The 22,540-nt window shown below is 69.5% G+C and carries 15 protein-coding genes and 1 pseudogene; 7 read left to right on the top strand and 9 right to left on the bottom strand.

Features of this window, described 5'->3' with window-relative positions:
- Positions 1-30 precede the first annotated feature (30 nt).
- The 3 genes from AB4Z48_RS03930 (at position 31) to AB4Z48_RS03940 (ending at position 3,221) form a co-directional block, all read left to right on the top strand.
- Positions 31-1,467, top strand: a complete 1,437-nt coding sequence (locus AB4Z48_RS03930) for an aldehyde dehydrogenase family protein (protein ID WP_441612558.1) — start codon at positions 31-33, stop codon at positions 1,465-1,467.
- A complete protein-coding gene (locus AB4Z48_RS03935; RefSeq protein ID WP_441612559.1) occupies positions 1,460-1,702 on the top strand; it encodes a hypothetical protein in 243 nt (80 codons plus the stop codon). The genes AB4Z48_RS03930 and AB4Z48_RS03935 overlap by 8 nt, the downstream gene beginning before the upstream one ends.
- A 214-nt stretch (positions 1,703-1,916) precedes the next feature.
- A complete protein-coding gene (locus AB4Z48_RS03940) occupies positions 1,917-3,221 on the top strand; it encodes an MFS transporter (protein WP_441612560.1) in 1,305 nt (434 codons plus the stop codon).
- 141 nt (positions 3,222-3,362) lie between these two features.
- On the opposite strand, the gene AB4Z48_RS03945 is transcribed toward AB4Z48_RS03940, so the two are convergent.
- The 6 genes from AB4Z48_RS03945 to AB4Z48_RS03970 form a co-directional block, all read right to left on the bottom strand.
- A complete protein-coding gene (locus AB4Z48_RS03945; RefSeq protein ID WP_441612561.1) occupies positions 3,363-9,428 on the bottom strand; it encodes an Hpt domain-containing protein in 6,066 nt (2,021 codons plus the stop codon).
- A gap of 71 nt (positions 9,429-9,499) precedes the next feature.
- A complete protein-coding gene (locus tag AB4Z48_RS03950) occupies positions 9,500-11,665 on the bottom strand; it encodes a methyl-accepting chemotaxis protein (protein WP_441612563.1) in 2,166 nt (721 codons plus the stop codon).
- Between the two features lie 114 nt (positions 11,666-11,779).
- Positions 11,780-12,352: a chemotaxis protein CheW gene (locus AB4Z48_RS03955; protein ID WP_441612565.1), complete on the bottom strand. Its 573-nt coding sequence runs from the start codon at positions 12,350-12,352 to the stop codon at positions 11,780-11,782.
- Positions 12,353-12,407: 55 nt separating this feature from the next.
- Entirely contained in the window at positions 12,408-12,788 is a 381-nt protein-coding gene (locus AB4Z48_RS03960) for a response regulator (protein ID WP_441612566.1), read from the bottom strand.
- A gap of 20 nt (positions 12,789-12,808) precedes the next feature.
- On the bottom strand, positions 12,809-13,312 hold the full coding sequence (locus tag AB4Z48_RS03965) for a response regulator (RefSeq protein WP_441612567.1): 504 nt from the start codon (positions 13,310-13,312) through the stop codon (positions 12,809-12,811).
- A 626-nt stretch (positions 13,313-13,938) separates the two neighbouring features.
- Complete coding sequence (locus AB4Z48_RS03970; RefSeq protein ID WP_017225880.1) at positions 13,939-14,109, bottom strand: rubredoxin; 171 nt, start codon at positions 14,107-14,109, stop codon at positions 13,939-13,941.
- A gap of 223 nt (positions 14,110-14,332) precedes the next feature.
- Between AB4Z48_RS03970 and hemL the strand changes: the two genes are divergently transcribed.
- Positions 14,333-15,625 (top strand): glutamate-1-semialdehyde 2,1-aminomutase, encoded by a 1,293-nt coding sequence (gene hemL / locus AB4Z48_RS03975; protein WP_441612568.1) that lies wholly within the window; start codon positions 14,333-14,335, stop codon positions 15,623-15,625.
- 20 nt (positions 15,626-15,645) lie between these two features.
- On the opposite strand, the pseudogene dapA reads toward hemL, so the two are convergent.
- A pseudogene (gene dapA, locus AB4Z48_RS03980) lies at positions 15,646-16,591 on the bottom strand (4-hydroxy-tetrahydrodipicolinate synthase).
- A 443-nt stretch (positions 16,592-17,034) separates the two neighbouring features.
- Here dapA and AB4Z48_RS03985 point away from each other — a divergent pair.
- From AB4Z48_RS03985 to AB4Z48_RS03995, 3 genes are all read left to right on the top strand, one after another.
- Complete coding sequence (locus tag AB4Z48_RS03985; protein WP_441612569.1) at positions 17,035-17,649, top strand: LemA family protein; 615 nt, start codon at positions 17,035-17,037, stop codon at positions 17,647-17,649.
- 111 nt (positions 17,650-17,760) lie between these two features.
- Positions 17,761-18,585: a TPM domain-containing protein gene (locus AB4Z48_RS03990; RefSeq protein WP_441612729.1), complete on the top strand. Its 825-nt coding sequence runs from the start codon at positions 17,761-17,763 to the stop codon at positions 18,583-18,585.
- A 6-nt stretch (positions 18,586-18,591) separates the two neighbouring features.
- Complete coding sequence (locus tag AB4Z48_RS03995; RefSeq protein WP_441612570.1) at positions 18,592-19,098, top strand: TPM domain-containing protein; 507 nt, start codon at positions 18,592-18,594, stop codon at positions 19,096-19,098.
- Positions 19,099-19,153: 55 nt separating this feature from the next.
- Here the strand turns inward: AB4Z48_RS03995 and AB4Z48_RS04000 are convergent, their stop codons facing one another.
- Together AB4Z48_RS04000 and AB4Z48_RS04005 are read right to left on the bottom strand one after the other, a co-directional pair.
- The gene (locus AB4Z48_RS04000; RefSeq protein ID WP_441612571.1) at positions 19,154-20,149 is read right to left on the bottom strand and encodes a phosphatase PAP2 family protein; all 996 of its coding nucleotides are present in this window, start codon (positions 20,147-20,149) and stop codon (positions 19,154-19,156) included.
- Positions 20,150-20,216: 67 nt separating this feature from the next.
- Positions 20,217-22,517, bottom strand: a complete 2,301-nt coding sequence (locus AB4Z48_RS04005; RefSeq protein ID WP_441612572.1) for a spermidine synthase — start codon at positions 22,515-22,517, stop codon at positions 20,217-20,219.
- Positions 22,518-22,540 lie beyond the last annotated feature (23 nt).

Consider the following 22,540-nt stretch of genomic DNA (forward strand, 5'->3'; position numbering starts at 1 on the left):
CGGCAGTCGCATCCAGCCGGAGCCCCACCAATGCATGCCCAGCATTTCGTTGCCAACCGCCTGATCGCGCCGGATTCCGGCATGCGCATCAAGGTCTTCGACCCCTCCAGCGGCGAACCCTTCGCCGAGATCGCGCGCGGCAACGCCGTCGACATCAATGTGGCCGTCCGTGCCGCCCGCCAGGCCGCCGAGGGCACCTGGGGCGCCATGGCGCCGGCCGAGCGCGTGCGCCTGCTCAACCGCGTGGCGCTGATCCTGATCGAGCACGAGGCCGAACTGGCAGCGCTGGAAGCGCGCGACACCGGCAAGCCCCTGCGCCAGGCCGCCGCCGATGCGCGCGCCGTGGCGCGCTACTTCGAGTTCTATGCCGGCGCGGTCGACAAGCTGCACGGCCAGACCATTCCCTACCAGCCCGGCTACACCGTGCTGACGGTGCGCGAGCCGCATGGCGTGACCGGCCACATCATCCCGTGGAACTACCCGCTGCAGATCTTCGGGCGCAGTGTCGGCGCGGCGCTCGCCACCGGCAATGCCTGCGTGGTAAAGCCCGCCGAGGATGCCTGCCTGTCGCTGCTGCGCGTGGCGGAACTGGCCGCCGAGGCCGGCCTGCCCGAGGGCGCACTGAACATCGTCACCGGCTACGGCCATGAAGCCGGCGCCGCGCTGGCGCGCCATCCCGGCATCAACCACATCTCCTTCACCGGTTCGCCGCAGACCGGCAAGCTGATCGCGCAGATGGCAGCCGAGAACCACGTCCCGGTGACGCTGGAACTCGGCGGCAAGTCGCCCCAGATCGTATTCGCCGATGCCGACCTCGACGCACTGGTGCCGGTCATCGTCAACGGCATCGTGCAGAACGCCGGCCAGACCTGCTCGGCGGGCAGCCGCGTGCTGGTGGAGCGCCCGCTCTACAACGCCGTGCTCGACCGCCTTGCCACGGTGTTCGAGTCCTTGCGCGTGGGGCCGTCGGCGCTGGACCTGGAATGCGGCCCGCTGATCAGCCGCAAGCAGCAGCAACGCGTATGGGATTTCGTCTCCGACGCGCAGCATGCCGGCATCGCCGCCATGGCGCAGGGCCAGATCGTGGCCGAAGCGCCGGAATCCGGCTACTACCAGGTGCCGATGTTGTTCCGCGACGTGCCCCCCTCGCACCGGCTGGCGCAGGAAGAAGTCTTCGGCCCGCTGCTGGCGGCGACGCCCTTCGACACCGAGGCCGAAGCCATTGCCCTGGCCAACGGCACGCCCTACGGCCTGGTCGCCGGCGTCTGGACGCGCGACGGCGCGCGCCAGCTGAGGCTGGCGCACAAGCTGCGCGCGGGCCAGGTCTTTATCAACAACTACGGTGCCGGCGGCGGGGTGGAACTGCCCTTCGGCGGCAGCGGGCAGTCAGGCTACGGCCGTGAAAAGGGCTTCGAGGCCCTGTACGGATTCACCACACTGAAAACCATCGCAATTCAACATGGGTAATATCAACTTCCTGTCGGTCGCCTTCGCCATTTTCTTCTTCTGGATGGCGTGGCACGTCAGAAACAAGCGCGCCACCAACCCGTCGGCCATGCCGCGCCTGCAGGTCTTCAAGCGCAAGTGGGGCGACACCCTGGGCGACCGCGTGCACTGGTGCCTCTACGTGGCGCTGCCTTTCCTGCTGGCATTGATGATGACGGCCAACGCCCTGCGCGGCCGCGGCCCCTTCGCCCACTAGCAGCGCGTCCGGAAGGGATTCTCGCGTCGTTGCGCCGCCTTGTGACGGTGCACGGCCCGCTGGCCGCACGCCTGGCCAGAGCAGCGTCGCGTCCCTTCCCGACCAGCCTGCAAGGCAAGCCTTCAGGCCAGTTTCCCGGCGCCGCGCGCATCAGGCGGCGCCCCATCCCGCGGTATTCGTGCAATCACAGAGAGTAAATCCAAGAGGAGACAGCATGACAACGACCGCAGTACATCCCGGTGCCGCAGGCACCGCCTTCGAGGACGCCACCTACCGCAAGGTCAGCTGGCGCCTGGTGCCCTTCCTGCTGCTTTGCTACGTCGTGGCCTACCTGGACCGCGTCAACGTGGGCTTCGCCAAGCTGCAGATGCTCAACGACCTCAAGTTCAGCGAGACCATCTACGGGCTGGGCGCCGGCATCTTCTTCATCGGCTACTTCCTGTTCGAGGTGCCGAGCAACGTCATCCTGCACAAGGTGGGCGCGCGCATCTGGATCGCACGCATCATGATCACCTGGGGACTGATCTCGGGGGCGATGATGTTTGTCACCACCCCGACCATGTTCTACGTGCTGCGCTTCCTGCTGGGCATCGCGGAAGCGGGCTTCTTTCCCGGCATCATCCTCTACCTGACCTACTGGTACCCGGCCCACCGGCGCGGGCGCACCACCACCTTCTTCATGACCGCCATCGCCCTGTCCGGCGTGATCGGCGGCCCGCTGTCGGGCTGGGTGATGCAGGCCTTCGACGGCCACAACGGCTGGTCCGGCTGGCAGTGGATGTTCCTGATCGAAGGCGTGCCCTCGGTGCTGGTGGGGCTGCTGGTGCTGGCCTACCTGGATGACCGCATCGCCCACGCCAAGTGGCTCAGCGACGACGAGAAAGCGCTGCTCCAGCGCAATATCGCCAACGAGGACATGCACAAGGAAGACGCGCCGGTCGGCCAGGTGCTGACCAGCCCGCGCGTGTGGCTGATGAGCGCGATCTATTTCTGCTTCGTGATGGGGCTGTACGGCGTCAGCTTCTGGCTGCCCACCATCATCAAGCAGACCGGCGTGAAAAACCCGTTCGACATCGGCCTGCTCACCGCCATTCCCTACGGCTGCGCGGTGATCGGCATGGTGCTGGTGGCCTACAGCGCCGACCGCAGCCGCGAGCGCCGCTGGCATATCGCCATCCCCGCCCTGCTGGGCGCGCTCGGCTTGCTGTTGTCGGTGTACTGGCACGCCAATACCACGCTGGCCCTGCTCGGGCTCACGCTGGCCACCATCGGCATCCTGACCACGCTGCCGCTGTTCTGGAGCCTGCCGACAGCCTTCCTGGCAGGTACCGGAGCGGCTGCGGGAATCGCGCTGATCAATTCGCTGGGCAACCTGGCTGGCTTCATCAGCCCGTATGCGGTGGGCTGGCTCAAGGATCTGACGCAGAGCACGGATTCGGGCATGTACCTGCTGGCCGCCTGCCTGGTGGCTGGCGCCGCGCTGACTTTGTCGGTGCCGGCGAAGATGGTGAACAAGTAGGACGACGCGCCTGGCGGCGGATGCAATGTCCGCGGCCTGCGCCCCTCTCCCCATGCGCGGAGAGGGCGTGACCATCGTCGGGCACTGCGAGCGGCCCGGGCGCAAGCTGCCGGGTCGGGCAGGCGCCTCTGCGCCGCCCCGTCAGCTCCCCGTGTTTTCCCCCAGCATTGCCGCCACCGAACCCGCCGTCCCGGCCGCCCTCTCGCCCAGCAGGTGGTGCAAGGTGGTCAGCAGTTCATCCTCGTTGTACGGCTTGCCCAGGTAGACGTTCACGCCGATCTCGGCGGCATAGCGGCGGTGCTTCTCCGCCGTGCGCGAGGTGATCATCACCAGCGGCATATGCGCGGTCCGGCCGTCCGCGCGCACATTGCGGGTCAGGTCGAAGCCATCCATATGCGGCATCTCGATATCCACCAGCATGGCGTCCGGCATCACTTCCTGCAACTGCCGCAGCGCRTCCACGCCGTCGCGCGCCAGCACGACCTGRTAGCCGGCGCGGGTGAGCAGGCGATGCGAGACCTTGCGCACCGTGAGCGAATCGTCCACCACCATGATGGTGGGCTGCGAGCCCAGGCCAGCCACCGGCGCGCTGCCGTCCTGGCCGAACTCGGCCACGGCGCCGAGCGCGGGCTGCCGCGCCTGCGTCTCCAGCGCGGGCGCCGTCAGGCGCGGCTGTTCGCCGCGCTCGCGCACGAAGCGCTGCGCCAGCACGACCGGGTTGTAGATCAGCACGATCTCGCCGTCGCCCAGCGTGGTGGCGCCGGCGATGCCTTCGAGGCGTGCCAGGTGCGGACCGATGTGCTTGACCACCACTTCGCGGTTGCCGATCACTTCGTCGATATGCACGGCGATGCGTTCGGCACCGCTGCGCACCACCACGACGGGCGAGTATTTGCGCCCCGCGGCGATCGCCGGGGCTTCTTCCAGGAGCGTGCCGAAATAGTGGAACGGTACCTCGCCGCCGGGCGCGTCGAGGCGGCCCCGGTTATAGGCATCCAGCAGGCCCTGCGAGCGCAGTTGCTGCACCTGGTCGATCATGCCGCTGGGGATAGCGAACGGGCGCCCGCCCAGCGTGACCAGCAGCACCTGCGTGATCGCCGTGGTCAGGGGCAGGTGCACGGTAAAGCGGGTGCCCTGCCCGGCTTGCGTGGACAGCGCGATGCGCCCGCCCAGCGCCACGGTCTCGGCCCGCACCACGTCCATGCCGACGCCGCGGCCGGCGAGTTCGGAGACCGACTCGGCGGTGCTGAAGCCGGGCGAGAAGATCAGCTCGGTCAGGCGAGCCTCGCCAGCGTCGTCGTCCGGCGCCAGCAGCTCGCGCTCGATGGCGCGCGCACGGATGCGTGCCAGGTCCAGGCCGCCACCGTCGTCGACGAAATGCAGCACGACCTCGTTGCCTTCTTGCTGCACTTCGAGGGTAAGCGCCCCGGTGGCCGGCTTGCCCGCCGCACGGCGGGCCTGCGCGGATTCGATGCCGTGCACCACCGCGTTGCGGATCAGGTGTTCGATCGGGCCGGCCATGCGGTCCAGCACCGAGCGGTCGACCTCCACGGTGCCACCCTTGATCAGCAGCCGCACTTCCTTGCCGGTCTCGCTGGCGGCCTGGCGCGCCACGCGGTATAGCCGCTCGGCCAGCGCGTCGAACTGCACCATGCGCGCCTGCATCAGGCTGCGCTGCAGGCCGCGCGTGAGACGCGCCTGCGCATCGAGGTCGCCCGCGGCACGGTCGAAACCCCGTTGCAGGTTCTGCTCGACCGTGGCCACGTCGTTGACCGACTCGGCCATCATCCGGGTCAGTTCCTGGAAGCGTGTGAAGCGGTCGAACTCGAGCGGGTCGAAATCCTGCTTGTGCTGGGCGTCGGCGATGCGCGAAGCCATCTGAGACTCTGCCTGGATTTCAATCTCGCGCAACTGGCCACGCAAGCGCCCCACGTTGTCGTTGAGTTCACCGAGATAGCTGCGCAGCGCTTCGAGCTCGCTCTCCAGCCGCGCGCGCGTGGCGCCGACTTCGCCGGCATCGGTGATCAGCGTGTCGAGCGTGCGCGCCTGCACGCGCACCAGCGCGCGCTGGCGTTCGACGGCGTCGGCCACGGCCGGCACGCCACCGGCAGGCTGGGGCGGCAGCGTGCCCACGCCCACCACGCTCAATGGCAGCGGCAGCGCCTGGGCGCGCGGCGCGGCGTCCGCGGCCTGCGCGTCGGCGGGCGCGGACGCCACGGTGTCGCTACCGGCATCCGTCGCATTGACCAGCTCCGGATCGTCCACGGGCAGCAGACGGCCGGCCTGCAGCGCCTCGCCATGCGCGAGGATGCGGTCGTACCAGGCATACAGGCGCACGAACAGCGTCGGCCCGACGCGGTCACCGCGCACGGCGGCGTCGAGCAGCGTCTCCATCTCGTGCGCGGCCTGGCCCAGCGCCATCGCACCGGCCATGCGCGCACTGCCCTTGAGCGTATGAAGTGCACGCAGGATCAGGCCGGCGTGGCTGGCGTGCTGCCCATCACCGGAGGCGGCTTCCCATCCGCGCACCAGCTTGCCGAGTTCGGGCAGGCTGCCATGCGCCTCTTCGAGGAAGATCTCGACGAGCGCGGCATCGAGCGGTTGCTCGGCGCGTTCGGCCACCGGGGCGGGCGCAGGTTCCGGCGCCGCCAGGGGGGGAGCCAGCACCGGAGCTGAAAAGGGAATGCTCGCAAGCGCCTGCGACGTCCCGCCAGCTTGCTCGGGCTCGGCAGCGGCCGCCGACGGCAGCTTGCCGAACAGCAGCGCGACCGGCGCGTCTTCCGCCTCCGGCGCCAGGCCGACGGGCTCGGGCATCGCCAGGCGCGGGCGCACCATGGCGCGCTCGCCGAGCTCGGCCAGGCTGCGGCAAAGCGCCTCGTCGGCATCAGGCCAGATCCCCGCGGCGAACTGGTGCAGCATGCCGCGTACACGCTCGACCGCCTGCTCCAGCAAGCGGAAGTCCCCGGGATGCATGGCCACCGGATGCGCGCCAAGCTGCAGCATCAGGCGTTCGAGCGCTTCGGCAATGGCACGCACCGGCTCGAGCCCTACCGTGGAGGCGCTGCCTTGCAGGGTGTGCGCAACACGCAGCGCCAGTTCGCTCGGGCACGGGCGGCCCTCGTGGTGCCATTCCGAGACATCGGTGGCGAACTGGCGGACCAGGTCGTCGGCTTCCTGCAGGTAGACGTTGTAGAGCGGCAAGCTGATGCGGACCGGGCCGATCAGCTTGAAATGATCGCTCTGCTCGGCCGGCGTGCTGGCGAAGCGGAACGGAATGACCTTGGCATCCGCGACGGTGGCCTCGGCGGGCAGGCCGTCCGACGCAGCGACCGACGCATTAAGCGACGCATCGACCGGTGCCTGGTTCTCTGCTTCGTTCGCAATCTCGCTCGCCACCTCGCCTGCGGTGCCTTGCACGGCCTCGCGCACCGGTTCGCGCGCCGCGGACTGTGCCTGTCCCGCCTGTCCATCCTGTCCCTGCTGTCCGTCGTCCGCGTCCGCACCGGCACGCACCGCTTGCGCCGCGGCCAGCAGGCCTGCGGTCGCGTGCGCGGCCAGCGGGTTGTCGTGCAGCGCCGTCACCCATGCCGCCAGCTCGTCGTGCGCGCGCAGCAGCAGGTCGACCACTGCCTTCGACGGCCCGCGCGCCTCGGCGATCCACAGGTTCATCACCTGCTCGATGGCCCAGGCCGCTTCGCCGTAGCGGTGCAGGCCCACCATGCGGCTCGATCCCTTGAGCGTATGGAAAGCGCGCCGCAGGCGGCTGACGGTATCGGTATCGGCCAGCGCCGCCGAGCCGCCGCGCAGGTCGCTGGCAACCTCGCCCAGCACTTCGTCGGCTTCGGTAAGGAAGATGTCCAGCAGCTCGGCGTCGATGGCGGCACTGTCCGTCGCCGCCGGCGGCGCCGGCGTGGCGGGCTGGCTCGCCTCGGCGGACGGCAGCGTATCGGCCAGGGCCACCACCAGGCGCTCTCCCGCGCCGTGGGAGCCGGCCAGCCAGGCATTGAGCTGGGTAGTGGCCTCGTTGGCATGGCGGCGCAGGCTGGCCGCGTCGTCAATGGCGGCTTGTTCGCCGAGCGCCTGCAGCGCCGTGCGCAGCGCCTTGACCTCAGGCGCGTCGGCGGCGGGCGCGTGGCGCACCACCTCGCTGGCGGCAGCGCGCGCATTGGCCAGCAGCGCCGCGTGGGACAACGCGCCGCCCTCCCCGGCCAGGCTGGCGGCGCCGGCGGCGCTGGCATCCGGCGCGCTGGCGGCGGCGCTGCTGCGGCCGAATGCGAGTGCGTCGATAAAGGCATGCACCGCACCGAGCTCGCCGGCAATCGCGGCCAGCCAGCCGGCGCGCTCGCCGGCGGCGTCGGCTTCGGCGGCGTCCGTTACCTGCACGGCGCGCGCGCCGGCCAGCAGGCCGAGCGACAGCGTCACGCGCTGCAGCGCCACGCCAACGGCGAGCGCCTCGTCACGCAGCGTCTGCGGCAGGGCGTTGGCCTGCTGCAACTGTTCGAGCGTGGCGCCGAGCGCGGCGAACGCGCGATCGGCATCGCGCAGGTGCGCGCCGGCCTCGCCACGGGTGGCGTCGCGGTCGTATGCATCGAGCCAGGATTCGGCGCTGTCGAGATGACCGCGCAACTGCGCCACGGCGGCCTCGCGCAGCCGCTGCGCGCGGGCCTGCTCGACCATCTGCATGAGCCAGCGCGGGGCTTGCACGGCGGCCTCGCCGCGCCGGCGCGCGCCAAGATAGGCGGCCAGCTCGTCGCAGCGATGCGCGAACTCGGCAGCGCACGCATGGCCGGTGCTGCCATGCACGCGCCACGGCAAGGCCAGGGCGCGGCCAAGGAACAGGGCGATGGCGCCGATGCCGATGGCGTCGTCGCCGCCGCCGGCACCATCGGTGGTATCGGTGCCATCGGCCAGCAGGGCGGGATGCGCGGCGGCGTCCAGGCAGCGCAGCAGTGCCGGCTGGGCCAGCGGTTGCGCCGCCTCGGCCAGCGCGGCGAGGGCGTCGTGCCAGCCCCCGTGCTGCGGATCGGCGGCTGCGCGCTCCATCGCGGCGGCGGCCTGCTGCAGGTTGCGCGTGTCGATGGGATCGAGCCAGCCGTAGTAGCGCACGCGGAAGTCGGCGTGTACCGCCGCGTGCGCCGCGTCGATGCGGAACGCTTGCAGGCACGCGCGGATGGCCGAGCGCAGCACCAGCACGGCTGGAGCTTCCGTCTCGCCGGCTGGCACTGCCGCGCCGGCGCCGGTGGTGGTGACAAGCAGGTAGACCGCGTCGTTGAGCAGCGCCTGCGGCACGCGCACCTGGCCTTGCAGGTACTGCCGCAGCAGCAGGTGGGAACGCCCCGCCAGGCGCTTGGCGAGCAGGTCGGAGGCAAGCAGGCCGTGGGCCAGCGCCCCGAACACCAGTGCCAGCACGTGCCATACGCCGCGATCCGGATGGTCGGTGGCGCGGCGCAATTCCTGCTCGCTGGCGCGTACGTCTTCGAGCGCGGACTCCAGCGGCAGGTAGGCTTCGAGCAGCAGGCTCGCGTCATGGCAAGGCACCGGCAGGCGCAGCGCCTTGAGCAGTGCCGCTTCGAAACGCTGGCGCGCGCGCGTGACGGTGGCAGCCATGCGCATCGGCAGCACGATGCCCGGCAGCATCTGCAGCTCGTCCACCCACAGGTCGGCCGGATGCACGCGGTCTTCGCCGATCCGGTCCAGCACGTCGGCGTAGGAACGGAACAGGCGCACCGGGTCTTCGTCGTCGCCGGCCATCAGATCGTCGACGTACTCGGCCAGCGCCTGCACGCCGAGGCGGAACACGTCCAGGGTCCTTGCATCGGCCGGCACGGCGCCGGCGTCGATGCCGTCGAGCAGGCGGCGCAACGCCTGGCAGTAAGGGTCCACACCACGCAGGCCGACGATATGCACGGCGCCCGCGGCCTGGTGCAGGTGCTGGCCGGCCAGCCGCAGCGAAGTGGTGTCGCGCGCGCCCAGCGCCTCGGGCGCCTGCTGCACTTCGTCGACATAGTGGCCCAGTTCGGCCGCGGCATCGTCCAGCGCGGCGCGCAGGCTCGGCGCCAGCCAACCCAGCACGGAAAGGTCGCGCGCCACGGGGCTGGCGGCGGGTTCGGCACCGGCGTCGGCGCCCGGGGCTGCCGGAACCGGTGCTTCCTGCCGGGCCGGGTCAGCGCCGGCGGCGTCGCGCGAGACAGGGAAATTCAATGACATGACTGCATCCAATGCGTCCAATGCGGTGGCGCCGGTCCGTGGCCCGCGATGGCGCGGGCTCGCGTAACTCGTCAGGCGATCTTGAATCGCAGCACGGAATTGCGCAGTTCCTCGGTCAGCAGGGTCAGCTGGCGCACCGACAACGCAGTCTGGCGCGTGCCGGACGACGTTTGCTCGGTCACCTGCAGGATCCCTTCGATATTGCGTGCCACCGCGGTGGCGAGGCCCGCCTCGTGCGAAGTGGTCTGGGAAATCTGCTCGATCAGCTCGGCAAGCTGGCGCGACACGCGGCCGATCTCCACCAGCGCGGCGCCGGCATTGTCGGACAGCTTGGCCCCTTCGACCACGCCCTGCGTGCTGCGCTCCATGGCGTGCACCGCGTCCTGCGTGTCGGTCTGGATGGTGCGGATCAGCGCGCCGATCTGCTTGGTTGCCTCGCCGGAGCGTTCCGCCAGGCGCTGCACTTCCTCGGCCACCACCGAGAAGCCACGCCCGGCTTCGCCGGCCGATGCGGCCTGGATGGCGGCGTTGAGTGCCAGCACGTTGGTCTGCTCGGTAATGTCGGAAATCAGTTCGACGATTTCACCGATCTCCTGCGACGATTCGCCCAGGCGCTTGATCCGCTTGGAGGTGTCCTGGATCTGCTCGCGGATGTCGTTCATGCCGAGGATGGCGTTCTGCACCGCGTGCTGGCCTTGCTCGGCGGCGGCCAGCGAGGCGCGCGCCACGTTGGCCGACTCGGCGGCGCCGCGCGACACCTGCGTGATGCGGTCCGCCATTTCCACCACCGACTCGCCGGTCTGGCGGATCTGGCGCGACTGTTCCTCGGATGCGGCCACCAGTTCGATCGACGTGTCCTGCACCTGGCCGGAAGCCTGCGTGACCTCGCCGGCGGTCTGCTGCACACGGCCCACCAGCTCGCGCAATTCTTCCACCGTGTAGTTCACCGAGTCGGCAATGGCGCCGGTGATGTCCTCGGTCACGGTGGCCTGCTTGGTCAGGTCGCCGTCGGCGATGTCCTGCAGTTCGTTCATCAGCTGCAGAATCGCCTTCTGGGTCGCGTCGTTGTTGCGCTTTTCATCCAGGCGGCGCGCGTCGGCTTCGTGCTCGCGGGCTTCGGCTTCCAGCGCCTTGGCGCGCGAGTCGCGCAGGTAGAGCGCGGCCAGGCCGGCCAGGAACAGCAGCGTCAGCGCGGCCGAGACGATGGTGGCGCCAAGCGTCAGCGGACGCACGCGCGCGCCTTCCGCGTAGGCGGCCTGCAACTGCGACAGCTCGCCGCGCAGGGCTTCGTTGTCGTTGAAGATCTGCTGCTGGGCACGCTTGGCGGCGATCAGGCCGGGCAGGTTCTGCAGGATGGTCTGCGTGGTCTTCTGCACGGCGTCGAAACGCTGCGAGAGTTGCTGCAGGTAGGTGCGGGTCTCGGCATCGCCGGCGGCCGACAGGCGCAGCGCCTCGCTGCCGTTGAGCAGCCCGTCCAGGGTTTCGCGGAAGGTATTGGTGTCCTTGCCCAGCAGGAACGCGGTTTCCGGGTTGACGCCTTCGCCTGCCAGGAATTCGTTGAGGTTCTTGCCCAGGCGCTGCGTCAGCATCACCAGCTGCGCGGAGGCGGCCACCTCGCGTGCGTTGGCGCCGCTCTGCAGCTTGATTGCCGCCACCTGCTCCGCGCTTTCCAGCAGTTCGGGGTTGGAGGCGTTGAAGATCTGCAGCGTCTGGCCGATGGTGATCAGGGTGGGCAACTGCGCCAGCACGTCGCCCGCGCTCTTCTCGGTGCGGCGCCAGGATTCCGTGGCCTTTTCCAGCAGCGGCACGGCGGCGCCGCTGCTGGCGCGCACGTGCTTGGTGTCGCTGCCGTTCTGCAGGGCCTGCAAGTCGCCCGCCAGTTCCTCCCTGGACTGGCGCAGCTGGGTAAAGGCCTGCGCATTGCCCAGCAGCGCCACCGGCACCGCCTTGGCCAGGCGCTGCGAGTGCATCAGCATGTCGCCGGCGATCTCGATCTGTGCCGCGCCGTTGTTGGCTTCGCGATTATCGGCATAGACCGAGACCAGCAGCGCCACCAGGGACAGCATCACGCCGCCGGTGAGCGCGCGCTGCTGGCTGGCGAACGGGATGCGGCCAAGCCTGTCCGCGATACGCTCGGCCGGGGTGCTCCTTGCCGCCGGCGCGCCGGCATTCACCGCCATCTCGGCGGCGGCGGCCACCGGCCCGCGGCGACCCAGGCTGAAGTTCTTGAAACCCATAGCACCCACCCTCTGTTCGTTATTTTTCGATTCTTGGTTTCTCTGCGGCGCGCCCGCGACCATGCGCGGACCCGCCCCCTCCCCATCCGTACCGCTGCCCTGCCCGCTGCGCGCTCAGGCGGCCTGCCGGCCCACCTGGAGGAAGGCGGGCGACGCCAGCAGGCGGCGCACGTCCAGCACCTGCCAGTCCCGCCCGTCGCGGTCGGCGAAGCGCGCGCCCTCCCATTCGGGCGCGCCCTCGGACGGGCTCTCCGGCCGGCTGCCTTGCGTCCCGGCCGGCAGGCTCAGCTCGCCCGCATGGCGCAGGCCGATCACGCGCGTGGCCAGGATGCCGCACGCGCGCTCGACCTGGCGCGACAACACCACGATCTTGCTGCCCGGCTGCAGCGGGGTGGCTCCCTCGCCGCAGAACAGGCTGAAATCGATCACGCCCAGGAGGCTGCCGCGCGCATTGACCAGCCCCGTGTACCAGCCCTGCGTCAGCGGCACGCGGCTGGGCTGGCGCATCTCCATCACCTCGCCGGTCTCCAGCAGCGGCAGCAGCCAGTGGCGCTGGCCCACCTGCAGGCCGAGGTAGCTCTCCACCGCGGGCAGGCTGCGCGCCTCGCGCAAGCGGCGGGCCAGCATGGCTTGGTAGTCCTGCAGCCGGGTCTGGCGGGCACGGAGGTCCTGGCGCGGCGCGTTCATGAGCGGATTTCCGGTGAGAGGAAGGAGGGGTAACGGGTGGCCGCGCGGGCTCGCCTCAGTGGGCCAGCGCCGCAATCTTGCCGAGCAGCTCTTCGCCGTCGACCGGCTTGACGATGTAGTCGGACGCGCCCTGGCGCATGCCCCAGATGCGGTCGGTATCCAGGCCCTTGCTGGTGCACATGATGACCGGGATATCCTTGAAGCGGTCGTCGCGCTTGATGGCGCGGGTGGCCTGGTAGCCGTTCTGGCCTGGCATCACCACGTCCATCAGGATCAGGTCGAAGCGTTCGTTCTCGAGCCTGGCGAAGGCCTGGTCGCTGTTGCCGGCCACCGAGACCTTGAAACCCTTCTTGCCGAGCAGGTCGGACATGAACAGGGCTTCGGTCGGGGAGTCGTCGACGATGAGGATCTTGCTGATGGTCTTGCTGGTAGTCATGAGTATTCCTGGGTATGCGCTCAGGCCGGCTCGGCGCTGGCCACGGCGGCGGCACATGGCAGGCAGGCGTCTACCGCCTGCAGCAGCGATTCGCGGGTGAACGGCTTGGCGAGATGGTCGCGCGCGCCGACGAGGCGGCCGCGCGAGCGGTCGAACACGCCGTCGCGGGACGACAGCATGATCACCGGAATGGCATGGAAGCGCGGGCTTTTCTTGATCAGGGCGCAGGTCTGGTAACCGTCCAGCCGCGGCATCAGGATGTCGCAGAAGATCAGGTCCGGATGCATGTCGCCCACCTTGGCGAGGGCTTCGAAGCCGTCTTCGGCCAGCAGCACCTGGCAGCCCGCCTGCGACAGGAAGATCTCGGCGGTGCGGCGGATGGTGCTGGAGTCGTCGATGACGAGCACCTTGCGCCGCGCGGGCGCAGCACCGCCGCCGGCTTTACCGGCTTCGACCACGCCGCTGACTCCGGGGTTGACCCCCAGGCTGACCCGAATACTTTCTTGTAGTTGATCGACCCGCATACCGTTCCCGCAACCAGCGCGCCCCCTGCGGGACACGCCGGCATTGACTTGAGAACTTCCGCGCGGCGCAGCCTGGCTGCTCCGGCGGCCCCCGAAACAATACGTCCTGATTCCCGAAAAACACGCCGCCGCGGTGGCCCGCGGCTGGCAAATGGCGGCGCGTGGTACCCGCGCCTGCCTGGTCCACCCCCCAAAGGGCGGATTTTCAAATTTGAAACAGAGTGTGACAAGTCGCCGTGGGGCCGTCAATCCGGAATCCCGGCCAGCCCCTGGCGATCTGTCGCATCGACGCGACGCGGCAACGCGGACTGGCCTGCCGGGGGCGGATCCGTCATGGGCGCGTCACGCCGATCTGCCCGGCACGGCGGCGGCCGTCTGCCGCCCCACGGTCCATGGCAACTTCACGTGGCCGAAGACGTGGCCCAAGAAGCGCTATCACGCTATCGACATAAAGCGAGGCCGTCCTGGCCAGGGCGGAGCGGGGAATTCGGATCGCATGGCGATCCGCCTGCTTGGCGGTGCGCGCCAGCCAGCGCGCATGCGCCCTGCAAGGGCGCGGCCGCAGGCAGTACAAGTGGCACTTGCCGTGCCGCGCAACGACGCCAGGCTCTTTTCGATCGTGCCTCTTACAGGGCCACCATCTCGAAATCTTCCTTGCGCGCGCCGCATTCCGGGCAAGTCCAGTTGATGGGTACGTCTTCCCACTTGGTGCCGGGCGCAATGCCGTCTTCGGGCGCGCCGGCGGCTTCGTCGTAAATCCACCCGCAGATCAGGCACATCCAGGTCTTGTATTCCATAACGGTTCAGTCACTCTCCATTAAAATTCAGGGCCAGATGGTACCGAATCGGCGCCGCCGGCGCCAGCCAGGCAAGCAGGATTCGGGCCAAATACGCCGTGTTCGCGCACGTTACCGCGTAAATGCCACGCATTGCAGCCTTTTTGCAGGCATTTCCGCGTGACTTGGCGCCTGATGGAACGCGTTTCTTCGTTTTCTCCCGCTTTTGACCTCACGCAAAGCCATGTCTCGTAACCAGCAGCTCTTCGACCGCGCCCAGCAAACCATCCCCGGCGGCGTCAATTCGCCCGTGCGCGCCTTCCGCTCGGTGGGTGGCACGCCCCGCTTCATCACGCGCGCCGAAGGCGCCTATATGTGGGACGCCGACGGCCAGCGCTACATCGACTACATCGGCTCGTGGGGCCCGATGATCGTCGGCCACGCCCACCCGGAGGTGGTGCGCGCGGTGCAGGAAACCGCCGGCCTGAGCTTTTCGTTCGGCGCACCGACCGAGGCCGAGATCGAGATGGCCGAGGAAATCTGCAAGCTGGTGCCGTCGATCGAGCAGGTCCGGCTGGTATCGTCCGGCACCGAGGCCACCATGAGCGCGCTGCGCCTGGCGCGCGGCTTCACCAAGCGCGACCTGATCGTGAAGTTCGAGGGTTGCTACCACGGCCATGCCGACAGCCTGCTGGTCAAGGCCGGCTCCGGCCTGCTGACCTTCGCCGACACCACGAAGAATGCGCCTTCCTCGGCCGGCGTGCCAGCCGACGTGACCAAGCACACCATGGTGCTGGAGTACAACAACGTCGAGCAGCTCGAGCAGGCCTTCGTCAAGCACCAGGGCGAGATCGCCGCGGTGATCGTCGAGCCGGTGGCCGGCAACATGAACCTGGTGCGCGCCAGCGATGCCTTCCTGCAGGCCATGCGCGCGCTGTGCACCAGGCATGGCGCCGTGCTGATCTTCGACGAGGTCATGACGGGCTTCCGCGTGGCGCTGGGCGGCGCGCAGGCGCACTACGGCATCACCCCGGACATGACCTGCCTGGGCAAGGTGATCGGCGGCGGCATGCCGGCCGCGGCCTTCGGTGGCCGGCGCGACATCATGGCCTGCCTGGCGCCGCTGGGCGGCGTCTACCAGGCCGGCACGCTGTCGGGCAACCCGCTGGCGGTGGCGGCCGGGCTGACCACGCTCAAGCTGATCCAGGCGCCCGGCTTCCATGAGCGCCTCGCCGTGCAGACCCGCAAGCTGGCCGACGGCCTCGCCGCGGCGGCGCGCGAAGCCGGGGTGCCGTTCGCGGCCGACGCCATCGGCGGCATGTTCGGCATGTACTTCCGCGACGGCGTGCCGGGCAGCTTCGCCGAAGTCACGCAATGCGACACCGCGCGCTTCAACCGCTTCTTCCACGCCATGCTGGATGCCGGCGTGTACCTGGCGCCGTCCGCCTTCGAGGCCGGCTTCGTCTCGGCGCAGCACGACGACGCCATCCTCGCCACCACCATCGAAGCGGCGCGCAAGGCGTTCGCCGCCGGCTGAGCGCTGCGCCCCTGCCGGCGCTAGCCGCGCAGGGCGGCGGCGGCCTCGCCGAGGTCCGCGCAGGCGCGCGCCAGCGCCGTCTCGAGTGCCTCGCTGGCCGGCGTCATCGGCGCGCGCAGCGCATTGCGCAGCCAGCCCTCGCGCGCCAGCATGGCCTTGACGGGACCGGGATTGGGCTGCGCGAACAGCAGCCGGATCATCGGCATCAGGGCATGGAACAGGCGCCTTGCCTGTTCCAGGCGCTGCTCCGCCACCGCGCGCGCGAGCGCCACGAACAGCTCCGGATAGAGATGCGCCGAGGCGATGATCGCGCCCCGGCCACCCAGGCACAGCGTGCCCAGCAGCTGGTGGTCCTCGCCGGCCAGCACCGCCAGGCGTCCGTCGGCGATCACGGCCTGGGTGCCGTGGTAGTCCCCGCCGCAATCCTTGATGGCGAGGATATTCGGATGCGCGGCCAGCGCCAGGATGGTGTCGGTGTCCAGCTTCACGCCGGTGCGGTAAGGAATGTCGTACAACACCAGCGGGGCGGCGGCGCTGTCGGCCAGCATGCCGAAGTAATCGCGCAACCCGGCTTGCGACGGCCGCACATAGGCGGGCGCAGGCGTCAGCAAGCCCGCCAGCGGACGCCCGGCCAGGCGCCGCACGCGCGCCTGAGCCTGCCGCGCATTGCTGCCGGACACCCCCAATCGTCACCGGCAGGCCGCCGGCGGCATCCAGCACGGTGTCCAGCACGGCCAGTTGCTCGTCTTCGTCGAGCGCTGCCGCCTCGCCCGTGCTGCCGCACACCACGAGGCCCGCGATACCGCTGTCCGCATAGCGACGCACCAGCCGCGCCAGCGCTGCATGATCGACGTCGCTCCCGGCGAACGGCGTCACCAGCGGCAGCCAGATTCCCGAGAAGACCTGTCCTGCTTGCCGTGCTTGATCTGCTTGAACTGCCTGAACTGCTTGTTCTGTCTGCTGCATGAAACACTCCTGTGCGACCGGTCAGGAAGAAACCGTGCAGAAGTGCGCCGGGTGGCAGCTGGGCCCGCTAGGGGCAGTGAAGGGGCATGAACCTGGCCTCGCCCCTGATCGCAGGTGCCGTTCCGTCGCTCATCTGACGGAACAGCACGCCCCGGTCAGACGAGCGGCTGTTTTTTGGCTTTGGCGCGCGCGAGCACCTGCCGCTGCGAGGCAGCGGAAGCAGGAGCGGAAACCGGCGAAAAGGCGCGCATGGCAGGCTGGTGATCGATGGCTGTGCGGTGATGCAGGGTGGTGCAGGCGTGGTGCAAGTCTGGAGAGCCGACCGCGCCAAAACCGACAATCTACCGGTGCCGGCATCCCCCCGTCAACTGCGCCGGGACGAATCGCTTGCCCGCGCCGGCCCCTGCGCTACACTGGTGTTTCCACGAATTCCGGAGTCTCCGATGCGCGCAGCCCTTTCCCTGTCTTCGCCGCGGTCTGTCTTGCGCTGGCTCTTGCTGGCCCTGTGCGCCAGCTTGCTGTCCGCCTGCGGGTACAACGACTTCCAGACCAAGGACGAGGCCGTCAAGGCGGCCTGGGGCGAGGTGATCAACCAGTACCAGCGCCGCGCCGACCTGATCCCCAACCTGGTCAATACCGTCAAGGGCTATGCGACGCACGAGCGCGAGACGCTCGAGGCGGTCACCAAGGCCCGCGCGGCGGCCACCAGCATCCAGGTCTCACCCGAGACACTCAACGACCCGGAAGCATTCAAGCGCTTCCAGCAAGCCCAGGGCGAGCTGAGCGGCGCGCTGTCGCGCCTGCTGGCGGTGTCGGAAAACTATCCCCAGCTCAAGGCGGACGCGTCCTTCCGCGACCTGCAGTCGCAGCTCGAAGGCACCGAGAACCGCATCACCGTGGCGCGCCAGCGCTATATCGTCGCGGTGCGCGACTACAACGTCCTGGCACGCAGCTTCCCCACCAACCTGACCGCAATGGTGTTCAAGTACCCGGTCAAGCCGTCGTTCACGGTGGAGAACGAGAAGGCGATCTCGGCGCCCCCGACAGTGAAGTTCTGAGCCCGGCGGCAAAAGGCAAAGCGCATGCGGCAAGACCTGGCCCGACTCTCCCCGACGCACGCTGAGCGCATCCTGCGCGGCGGGCGCGCCACCGTGCTGGCGCCGCTGCTGATGCTGGCGGCGATGCTCGGCGCGCTGCTGGCATGGCCAGCGCTGGCCGCCGCGGCGGCCGGCGCCGATGGCTTCGTGCCGGTGCCGGCGCTGACCCAGCGCGTGACCGATCTCACCGGCACGCTCAGCGCCGGCCAGCGCAGCGCGCTGGAAAACGTGCTGGCCGAGTACGAGCAGCAGCGCGGCAGCCAGATCTTCGTGCTGATGGTGCCGACCACCGAGCCCGAGCCGATCGACGCCTACAGCATCCGCGTGGCCGACGCCTGGCGCGCCGGACGCAAGGGCATCGACGACGGCGTGATCCTGCTGATCGCCAAGGACAACCCGCCCGGGCTGCGCAAGATGCGGCTGGAGGTAGGCCGCGGCGTGCAAGGCTCGCTCACCGATGCGATGTCCAAGCGCATCCTGCAGGACGTGATGGCGCCGCATTTCCGCCAGAACGACTTCTACGGCGGCCTCGCGGCCGGCGTCTCGGCCATCCAGGCCACCATCGACAAGGAAGGCCTGGCCGGGCCGCAGGCCGGCGGCAAGCCGGCCCAGCGCGGCTCGTGGACCGACTGGCTGCCGGTGCTGTTCCCGCTCGCCATCATCCTGTTCTTCTTCACCTCCGCGGCACGGCGCCCGCGCGGCCCGCAGATCGTGACCGGACGGCGCGGCTGGGATGCCGCCGCCGGCGGCCTCGGCGGCACCCTCGGCGGGCTCGGCGGTGGCTGGGGACGTGGTGGTGGCGGTGGCGGCTTCGGCGGGGGTGGCGGAGGTGGTGGTGGCTTCGGCGGCGGTGGCGGCGGCGGATTCGACGGGGGCGGTGCCTCCGGCAACTGGTAGCCACGCATGCCACATTTCAAACGCGCCCTGCGTCATCTCGGCACCCGGCCCGGCGTCGCCGCCAGGCACTTCCCCGCCGATGCCAGGCAGCAGCTGCAACAGGCGGTCGCCGCCGGCGAGCAGCGGCACCTGGGCGAAGTGCGGGTGGTGATCGAATCCAGCCTGCCCGTATCACTGGCCTTCGCCGGCACCACGCCGCGCGCACGCGCGCGCGCGCTGTTCGGCGCGCTCGAAGTGTGGAACACCGAAGGCCATACCGGCGTGCTGCTGTACATCAACCTGGCCGATCACGCAGTGGAACTGCTGGCCGACCGCGGCATCGACGCGCGCGTCGGCCCGGACACCTGGCACGCGATCTGCGACGACCTGGCCGCCGGACTCGCGCGCGAGCTATCGGTCAGGCCGGTGCTGGCGGCGGTGGAGAAGATCCACCACCTGCTTGCCCTGCACTTCCCTGCCGAAGGCGGCAAACCCAACCGCAACGAGCTGGACGACCGGCCAATCGTGCTGTAGTCCGCGCTGCCGCTGTCGTGGGCGGGTATCTGCCGCCCACGACAGCGGCAGCGCACTAGTTTTCCATCGCCCCGCGCGGGCGCGCCAAAGACACGGCGGGCAGCGCCGCGCGCCATGGCCGCGGCTCGCGCGCCTGGTGCAAGGCGCGCACCAGCAGGAAAGTCGCCGCCCACACTGCCACGCCGGCCAGCACGTCCACCAGGTAGTGCCCGCCCTGGCTGGGCGTGGACAGGATCATCACCACGTTGAACGGCAGCACCGCGAACCGTGCCAGCCGCGACCACCACATCGCCCGGATAAAGACCAGGCCCATGACGGTGTGAAACGACGGCATCGACACCAGCCCCTGCGCGGTGTTGAGATCGAACACGCGCAGGCTGCCGTCGCGCAGCGGCGCGAAGTGGGAATACTGCGCCAGCTCCGCCGGCGACACCCCGCCCAGGTGGCCGAAGAAGTAGTACGCGCCGCTGGCCGGCAGCGGCGTGGAGATCAGCAGCACCAGCGCGAGCGAAATCATCATGCAGGAAAGGAACTCGCGCAGGCGCTCGGCCGGGCCAAACAGGCCGATCGCCAGCGGCACCAGCAGCAACTGCATGCGCCCGCCCTCGTAGCACCACTGCAGCACGCCGCTCAGGTCCGGATGCGCGCGCACCCAGGCATGCACCGCGGGCCACCTGAAACCAAGGGCGGCATCGATGGCGGCCAGCCGCGCATCGATCAGCGGCGGCGCCATCGTGACCAGCAGGTAGGACAGTACGCACATGCCATTGAGGAACAGCACCAGCCAGGCAAGCGCCTGCATCATCGCCGCCAGCGCCGCCAACCGTTGCCGGCCAGACGCGCCGCGTGCCGCCGAAGCCCTGGCCGCCAGCATCAGCAAGCCGCACAGCGTGCCCAGCACGGCAAACGCCAGCAGGCGGCTCTCGAGCGCCTCGGCGGCGAGCGAGCGGCCGCTCAGGCGCAGCCACAGCGCGTCGACGGCCAGCACCGCCAGGATCGAACCCCAGCGGACGGTGTCGCCGCGCGTCCAGAGCGCCGTGCCGGATACCATGTCAATTCCCCCGGTCTGGTGCCTGCCGGCCCCCTTCGCCGACAGGCGCACCGCCTGCGTCATGCATTCAGTCGAGCCCGATCAGATGACGCCACTCGCTGCCCATATTGTCATCGGTGACCGATGCCAGTCCTGTCGTGCGGGCCAGGATACTGGCGCACTCCTCGATCGTATTGCCGGGGCCGGACCGGCTGCCGGCGTGCGCGGCATGCCAGTCCGCCTGCATGGCGTCGACGATGCGCGCGCCCTGGCCGCTGCCCGCGTCCAGCACCGGGCGGCCGTCGATGCGATAGGCTGCGAGCGTCCGGCTCCAGTGCTTGAAATCCCACGGCAGCGCCTCGCGCGATACGACCACATGGTTCTTGAAACGCGCCCCGTGAGGGAATGACAGGCAGGCCGTGCGCTGCGCCCGCGGCGAATCGGTGGTGTTGTAGTAGAGCACGCCGCCCGGCGCCAGATGATCGCCGGCAAGCCGCAAGAACTCCGAGGACAGCAGGTTGGTGGTGTTGGCCCGGAAGTGCCACGTGGTGTTCGACACGATGGCATCGAAGCGCCGGTCGGGATGCATGCGCAGCCAGCGACGACCGTCGTCGGCAACGATCGTCACCTTGGGGTTGCGCAACACCGAGGCTTCGGCCGGCATGCGCGCCACCAGGTCCACATAGCCGGGATTGATCTCCACGATGGTCAGCGAACGCACCTCCGGGTTGTTGGCGATCACCTGCGCCCACGACCCGGACGACAGGCCGACCATCAGGACATCGCGCGGATGGCGGTGGAACAGGTTCAATGCATAGGGACGGATGATGCCGTTGGTGTCGTGGCGCAGGTCGACGTTGAAGCGGCCGTCATACATGCCGCCGCCATACACGGTGCCCTCGCGGTCCACCGTGATGATGCCGCTGCGGTTTTCGATCACGTGTGCGAAGGGCCCCTTGGGATCGGGAGCGTCTTTCCAGAGCAGGCTCTCCAGCGCGCCACCGCCGAAGGCGGGCAAGGCCACTACCGCCAGCGCCCACAGCGCGCCGGCACCGGCGGTCTGCCACCGCCGCGAGCCGGCCGGCAATGGCAGCCACGCGCCGAGCAGGAAGGAACATGCCACGCCGGCGCAGACCAGCACCACCGCGATGCCGAGCAGGCCGAGATACTCCATCAGTACGAAGCCGGTAAGCAGGCTGCCGGCCGCCGAGCCAGCGATATTGGCAAGGTAGAGCAGTGCCGTGCGCATGCCGGCGTGGTGATCGGCGGCCACGCCCCAGTGCGCCAGGCACGGCAACAGTGCCCCCCACGCCCGCGCCACCCAGAACACGACCAGGCACATCGCGCAGAGCAGCACCACGCCGGACGCGACAAGGTGCGCCAGCATGGGCAGGAACAGCAAGCCGGCGAGATTCGCCACGAGCAGGCTGATTGCCAGCCGCTGCATCCCCTGCTCCGCGGCGCCGTGGCACCAGCGCCCCGCATGGTGCGCGCCCGACGCAATGCCGAGCAGGAAGACGCCCAGCGTGAGCGCAAAGGCCGAGGCGCTGCCGCCGGTGGCATAGGACACCGCGCGGAAGAAGAAGATTTCGTACGACAGCGAGATTGCCCCGCCGGCGCAGGCCAGGATCGAAACCGCACAGAAGCGCAGGACCGGCGTGGCCGCGGGAACCGCGGCGGACACGCCCTGCCGCGCCTGCGCCGCCGCGGCATCGGGCGCGTCGCCGACCAGCCAGTGCACCGCGAGCGCGCCGGCCGCCACGGTCGCATTGATCGCCACGGCCACATGGACGGCGGCCTGCATGCCGAGGAAGGGAAACAGCGCAGCGGCGCTGATCAGGCACGCAACGCCGGCACCCAGCGTATTGACGTAGTAAAGGAGTCCGACGGTGCCGCCCACATTGCCGGAACGGCGCGCCAGGTGCCCGACCAGCACCGGCAATGTCGCGCCCATGAGCAGCGTGGGGACCAGCACCAGCGCCAGCGCGACCAGTGCCGTCACGCCCAGCGGCATGCCGAGCGCCAGCGAACCGGCCCAGTCGAAGATATCGAGCGAGACCAGCCCGAACGCGCCGGTGAGCAGCTCGATCGCCGCCAGCAGCGGCAGCAGTGGCAGCCCGCGCCGCCTCGACAGCAGGCCGCCGGCCAGGCTGCCCAGCCCCAGTCCCAGCATGAAAGCCGTGACGACGATCGTCACCGATTCGATATTGACGCCGAAGATGCGAAACAGCGCGCGCTGCCAGATCAACTGGTAGATCAGCGCCGGGAATCCCGAAAAGAAGAAGAGAACGCAGAGCGCATGCCGCCAGCGCAAGGCTTCGTGCGCGGCGATACCAGGATTGGCACCCGCCGCTGGCATGGCACCGGCAACCGGATTGCTCGGCTTCATAGACCCTCCCCCTTGGAGCCGTC

Source organism: Cupriavidus sp. 2TAF22, assembly GCF_052115045.1.
Classification (GTDB): domain Bacteria; phylum Pseudomonadota; class Gammaproteobacteria; order Burkholderiales; family Burkholderiaceae; genus Cupriavidus.